Annotated in this window: 6 protein-coding genes; all 6 read left to right on the top strand. The window is 58.2% G+C overall.

Going from position 1 to position 6343, the window contains the following annotated elements; translation table 11 throughout:
- The first annotated feature begins 209 nt into the window (after window positions 1-209).
- Window positions 210-506 (top strand): antibiotic biosynthesis monooxygenase family protein, encoded by a 297-nt coding sequence (locus WA354_RS00995; protein WP_472811142.1) that lies wholly within the window; start codon window positions 210-212, stop codon window positions 504-506.
- A 228-nt stretch (window positions 507-734) separates the two neighbouring features.
- On the top strand, window positions 735-1805 hold the full coding sequence (gene recA / locus WA354_RS00990; RefSeq protein ID WP_472811143.1) for a recombinase RecA: 1071 nt from the start codon (window positions 735-737) through the stop codon (window positions 1803-1805).
- A 145-nt stretch (window positions 1806-1950) separates the two neighbouring features.
- Window positions 1951-2460, top strand: a complete 510-nt coding sequence (locus WA354_RS00985; protein ID WP_472811141.1) for a hypothetical protein — start codon at window positions 1951-1953, stop codon at window positions 2458-2460.
- A gap of 122 nt (window positions 2461-2582) precedes the next feature.
- Window positions 2583-4646, top strand: a complete 2064-nt coding sequence (locus tag WA354_RS00980) for a PP2C family protein-serine/threonine phosphatase (RefSeq protein ID WP_472811140.1) — start codon at window positions 2583-2585, stop codon at window positions 4644-4646.
- A gap of 252 nt (window positions 4647-4898) precedes the next feature.
- Entirely contained in the window at window positions 4899-5387 is a 489-nt protein-coding gene (gene coaD / locus WA354_RS00975) for a pantetheine-phosphate adenylyltransferase (protein WP_472811139.1), read from the top strand.
- Between the two features lie 38 nt (window positions 5388-5425).
- A complete protein-coding gene (locus tag WA354_RS00970; RefSeq protein WP_472811138.1) occupies window positions 5426-6106 on the top strand; it encodes a hypothetical protein in 681 nt (226 codons plus the stop codon).
- The last annotated feature ends 237 nt before the right edge of the window (window positions 6107-6343 follow it).

Genomic DNA, 6343 nt, shown 5'->3' with positions numbered 1-6343 from the left:
CCCGTGCTCTCAGAATGACACCCGGTGGTGGGTGGATTCATCGGGACGGTTGGGGAGGGCCGAGATCAAAGATGGAGCAGGAACTGTGAAGGTACCGGTCTGTGGGAGTGCAGATTCTTCAATGTTGCGATTAAGTGAATAGCGGCTCCTGGTGTCGGTCGGAATGGCCCCTTCACTTGCGCTAACATTGAAGCAGAAATCGAGGGCGTATGTTTGTGGTTGTGTGGCAGTTTGAGATTGCCGAGGAGAAGATTTCTGACTTTGAAGCCGCTTACGGGCCGGAGGGAAACTGGGCACAGCTTTTCCGCAGTTCTCCTGAGTATCTAGGGACTGAACTGCTGCGCGACGCCTACATCTCGGGGTTGTACCTGACCATCGACCGCTGGGCGAGCGAGGACGCATACCGGAGTTTTCGGAAAGAGAACGACCCGGCATACGAAGCGCTCGACCGGAGGTGCGACGCCCTGACTTCACGGGAGACGCGCATCGGCACCTACTCGGCGTGACCCGCGTTTTTTGGGGTCTTCCGTCTGGAATTCAGAACCGCAAGAGCCGCAACGTGATGACGGCCACAGGGGTGCCAGAAGGTTCACCTTTTCTTCGCTTTTTCTGTATCTATTGAGTGTCGCATCCTGCTACAATCCGTTCGAAATACCAATAGCCGCCGCGTGTTTTCTGTATTTCCCGACAATCCGCGCCAAGCGAGCATACCTAGAGGAGAGATATCTATGCCTATTGCCGACGAGCGCGCAAAAGCAGTCGAATTAGCCCTTTCGCAGATCGAAAAGCAGTTTGGAAAAGGGTCCATTGTTCGTCTTGGATCGCGGGAAGCGCTGGTTCCGATTTCAGTCATTTCAACCGGATCGATCAGCTTTGACGCAGCATTGGGCGTGGGCGGCGTGCCTCGGGGCCGTGTGATCGAGGTTTTCGGGCCGGAGTCGTCCGGAAAGACGACAATTACGCTGCAGATTATTGCCGAGGCCCAGCGTAACGGCGGCCTGGCGGCCTTTGTGGATGCCGAGCACGCGCTGGATCCGATGTATGCGAAGAAGCTTGGCGTTGACGTGGACAATCTGCTGGTTTCGCAGCCGGACTCGGGCGAGCAGGCGCTGGAAATCACCGAAGCGCTGGTCCGTTCGGGCGCCATCGATGTGCTGGTAGTGGATTCTGTTGCAGCGCTTGTGCCGAAGGCCGAACTGGACGGCGAAATGGGCGATTCGCACATGGGCCTGCAGGCGCGGTTGATGTCTCAAGCGCTGCGCAAGCTGACGGGCACGGTCTCAAAGTCGCGCACGTCTCTGATTTTCATCAACCAGATTCGCGAGAAGATCGGCGTCATGTTCGGCAACCCGGAGACAACGACGGGCGGGCGTGCACTGAAGTTCTATTCTTCAGTTCGCGTGGATATCCGCCGCATTGCCGCTATCAAAGAAGGCGATGTCGTCACGGGAAATCGGACCAAGGTAAAGATTGTGAAGAACAAGGTTGCCGCTCCTTTCCGCGAGGCCGAGTTCGACATTCTTTATGGCGAGGGCATCAGCCGCGAAGGCGACGTGCTGGATCTTGCGGTGGCCAACAACATCGTGGAGAAGTCGGGCGCATGGTACAGCTACTCGGGCGAGCGTATTGGGCAGGGGCGTGAGAATACGCGTAACTTCCTGAAGGAAAACAAGGACATCTTCGCGAAGATGGACGCTGAGGTTCGCAAGAAGCTCGGCATCGGCGCTGCCAAGGCTGATGTTCCCGAGGTTCCGGCGACGGGACCAGCCGAGGCCAAGGAAGCGGTTCGCGTCCGCAAGGGCTAGAGCGGTTCCCCAGTTGGTGTAGCCGTTTCTGGCTTCGGATGAAGGCAGATTTTTCTCGAGGAAAAACCCGCTCGGCAGCAATGGTCCGCGGACACAGGAACTGCGGAACCGCTGTAGCCGCGATCGATTCTGCGGGAGACAAGGCATGTGCGTTCGGCCGATTGCAATAGTCGTCCTTGCGCTGGCCTTGTGTTCTGCTGTTAGCGGCCCTTGCCAGGGCTCTCCACCTCCAGACAGAACTCTGAAGACTCCGCTGGTTTACCACAATGCCGAGTACGGTTTCTGTCTTGTATTGCCTTCGGACTGGGCGGGATTCGAGGTGCTGAGCGTTCGCTGGGGCCGGAATGGGAAGAATGGCGAATCGGGGCCGAAGATAGTCGTCCGGAGTCCGAGATGGACGGAAAAGAAGCCGCATCAGGATATTCCGATCCTGGTGTTCACTCCTGAACAATGGCGTGCGATAGAGAACGGTGAGTTCAACGTGAGCGCGGCACCCATCGGCCCCAGTGAGCTCGGACGGACTGAGAAATATGTTTTTGCGCTCCCGCCGCGGTTTGCGGGCTTCGATGATGCAATCGGGGTAGACGAGGTGCTCCAGCTTCTGAAGCAGAAATCCTTTCAGGCGCAGTGTTCGACCCGTCAACGATCCGATTGACAACATTACTGCGCGTCCGGCCAACGAAAAGGAACTTCGTTTGCTCGGAAACGTATGAGGGTTTAGAAAGCGGCTTCCTGATCGTCCCCCCGCGCGTATGTGCTCTAAACTTGGGAAGGCGAATGAATATTTTTTGGCGAGTAGTCGCGATCCTTCATCCGCGGAGGATTTTCTGCCGGCTGGCGATGGTCTGCCTCTGTGCGCTGCCGCTGTATGCGCAGCCGTCCTCTCCTGCGGCGAATGTTTTGGGGACCGGACCGATCGCGGGGATTCGCGCTGCCACGATTCTCGATGGCCAATGGCATTTTCATACCGGGGATGATTTGCAATGGGGTGAATCGGGCTTTAACGATTCCGACTGGCCGACGGTCAGCCTGAGCCAGTCGCTGGTTGAGCAGGGCGTCGATACCTATAACGGATATGCGTGGTATCGGCTGAAGATTGAGCCGCAGCAGCTTGCGCAGTTCAGCGGCTTTGCTTCAGGGCAACCGCTTTCGCTGCTGGTTTCAAGCTATTCGATTGGCCAACTCGATGTGTTCGTGAATGGTGTTGAAGCGGGCCATACCAGGGGAATGACGGAGTCGCCTTCGGAGTACCAGTCTCCGCCGTTTGTTGTTCCGCTGAATCCTTCGGCATCGGGGCCGACGGTAATTGCGATTCGCACGTGGGCCGGGCCGGGAACGACCGTCAGCCGCGGGCTATTACACCGGGTTGAGCTTGGCGCAGCAAACGATATGGCCGAGCGGCAAGCCATGGCGATAGGCCGGCAGTGGAATGAGTACGTCATTTCCAACCTGGTGCTCGCATTTCTTTTTATCTGCGTGGCGGGACTGGGCGGATTTCTTTATCTGGCGCAGCGGCATCATCCGGAGTACCTGTGGCTCGCTTTGCTGTGCCTGTCAGTGGCGGCGGGTGGGGCAGCGGATTCAGCTTTCGGACTGGCGATCATGCCGCTTTTGACTTACCGCATTTTCACCATGTTCACCAGCCGTATCTTCATGGCCGTCACGCTGGAGTTCGTCCTCCACTTCACCGGCACGAAGTCGCGCAGGGTTGTCCGTGGCGTGCAAATCGGCGTCCTTCTGGTTCCGTTTGTCTTTTTTACCCCCCTGCTCCTTGCCTATCAAATCCTCTCGGTTATCTCGGAGGTCGTGTTCTGCGGCTTGGTGATTGTCTTGTTGTTCCGCGCATGGCGAACGGGGAAGAGCGAGGCGGGGGTTATGCTGCTGCCGTTCTTCCTGGCGGCCACGGCGGACTCGGCGAACATTGTCCTGGATTTTGCGGCGCGTCGACATTGGCTGCCCGACCAGTTTGCTTCGCATCGCTTCTACTTCGGGCCCATTGAATTCGGAATCGGCACATTGGCGTACACGATATTTCTGGGGAGTTTGATCGCGGTGATCTTGTACCGCTTCGTGCGCATCAGCCAGGAGGAGCAGCGCTCGGCGGCCGAGATTTCAGCGGCGCGCAGCGTGCAGGCACTGCTGATCCCAACGCAACTGCCGTCGAATCGTAACTTCATGCTGGAGAGCGCGTACCTGCCGGTGAACGGAGTCGGCGGAGATTTCTTCCAGGTATTGCCGCTAAAAGACGACTCTCTTCTGATCGTGGTGGGAGATGTGAGCGGCAAGGGACTGCAAGCGGCAATGAACTCGAGCACGCTTGTGGGCGCGCTGCGTAATGAGCTGTCGCATGATCCTGCCACCGTACTGAATCATCTGAATCACGTGCTGATCGGCGCGGTCGCGTCGCCGGGGACGGCGGTGAAGGAACTGGATTGCGCGCCGTGCTTCGCGACCTGCCTTTGCGCGCGGATTTATCCAGACGGGACAGCGACAATTGCGAATGCTGGACATCTGAATCCGTACCGCGATGGGCGGGAGATTGCGCTTGCGGGGAGCCTGCCGCTGGGGGTGATTGCGGATGTGGAGTATGAGCAGGCGACGTTTCATCTGAATCGCGGCGACCGTCTTGTGTTTCTTTCCGACGGAGTGGTGGAGGCGACCAACGGGGAAGGCGAGCTGTTCGGATTCGAGCGCACGCAGCAAGTCAGTAACGAGTCTGCGCGGTACATCGCGCAAACGGCGCAACGCTTTGGCCAGACCGACGACATCACAGTTGTCTCCCTCTATCTGTCATCGCGCACAGCGCAGCCCAGCAACGAAGAGCTTGCTTACAGCAAGTGAGCTGCCGTAGAGAACATCCTTTGGGGAACTGCTGCCCACCCTCTTCCGGAGGGAGAAGACGAAAATCACCCTGGATGAAATCCCGGGAACCACATGCGCAATGCACCTTCATCCGTAGAACCGGAACGCCCGATGTGTCTTTAGGTACGGCTCCAATTAATTGTCATACCCTATGGCAACGCATCAGGCTAACAAACCCCTTCGGCGTTTGGCGCACTGGAAATGCCGTAGAATCAAACCGGAGCAGACTCGATGAGCGTGAAAGCCCTTTATCCCGGCACGTTCGACCCTCCGACGAACGGGCACATCGATCTGATCCAGCGTGGAGCAAAGCTCTTCGAACATCTGACCGTCGCCATCCTGAAGAACCCGGTAAAGAACCCGCTGTTTACGGTTGAGGAGCGGGTGGAGATGCTGCGCGAATCGACGGCGGCGCTGGGCAACGTGAGTGTGGCAACGTTTGACGGGCTCATGGTGGATTTTGCGCGCCAACTTGGAGCGACTGCCGTATTGCGAGGCATTCGCGCTATTTCCGACTACGAACATGAGTTTCAAATGGCGTTAATGAACCGCCGTCTTGCGCCCGAGATCGAGACCGTGTTTCTGCAACCGGCAGGACGTTATTCGTTTGTAAGTTCGCGCATGCTCAAGGAAGTTTTCAGTTTCGGCGGCGAAGTCGCCGGGCTGGTTCCCCCTAACGTTCTCAAACGCCTGCGCAGTCGTATCGTCAGCGCAGGCTGAACCGTGCCAGCTGCGCTCGGTTGCGCAGGAGGTTCAGTTTGTCGGACTTTGTCGCGCTCAACCCCTCGTCTATTCATCGCGAAATCAGGAACACTCTGTTTGGAGATGTGCCGCTGGCAGAGCTGGTGCGTGCGCATCCGAAGGTCCCGCTTTCCGAGCCGTGGGCTTCGTTCCAACGTGCGCGGGATTGCAAGGATACGGGAGACGCGCAAGGTGCGAAAGAAGCCGTGCGGCAAATTCTGGAGATGCCTGATCTCGAAACGCGCGTTTGCCTTCAGGCTTGGAACACGCTCAGAGAACTCGGCGACAAGCCGCCAGGGGAAAAAGGAAAGCAAGTTCTGGGCGTGGTGGTCGAGATCGGGATGCCAAAGGGCCTGGACCTGGTTGCTGCGTATCGGGACCACCGCGCGCGCTACTTCAATTACAGCGGAGCCGGTGTGCTGTGGGAGCGCCGAGACGATTCGCTGGATGCCCTGATAGATGAGTTGCTGCAGGCCGGGACCGCGGTGGCACAGGTGATTGGACCGTGGATGCAGGCGCGGCCCCCGGAGCCGAAGAATGGGAATGCGCGCATCAACCTGCTCACCCCCAGCGGAATTCACCTGGGAAACGGACCGGTCGAGGCGTTGAACCAGGACCCGATGGGCGGCCCGATTCTGTCAGCTGCATTCGGGTTGATGAAGCGATTAGTGGAGTTGACGAAGAGAGAGCCGGAGTAGAGTGCGAACTCGCCCTGTCTGACACGCATAGTGCGAGTGATTCACCTTTAGCGCTTTCTCGAAACACTGTCTCGCGTGTTCGATGGTGATGGATTAGTAACATTCGAACAGGCATGCATGCGAGCGTTTATCCGCCGTGGCCACCTTGACCGCCGTGGGGGCCGCAACCGCCGCCCTGACCACCGCCTGTACCATTGTTTCCACTGCCGTTGCCGCCTTGGCCGCAGCCGCCACCAT

The sequence above is a fragment of the Occallatibacter sp. genome, from assembly GCF_049802275.1.
Classification (GTDB): Bacteria; Acidobacteriota; Terriglobia; order Terriglobales; family Acidobacteriaceae; genus Telmatobacter.
Note: the sequence above shows the minus strand (reverse complement) of the source record. Positions and strands in the feature narration are given on the sequence as shown.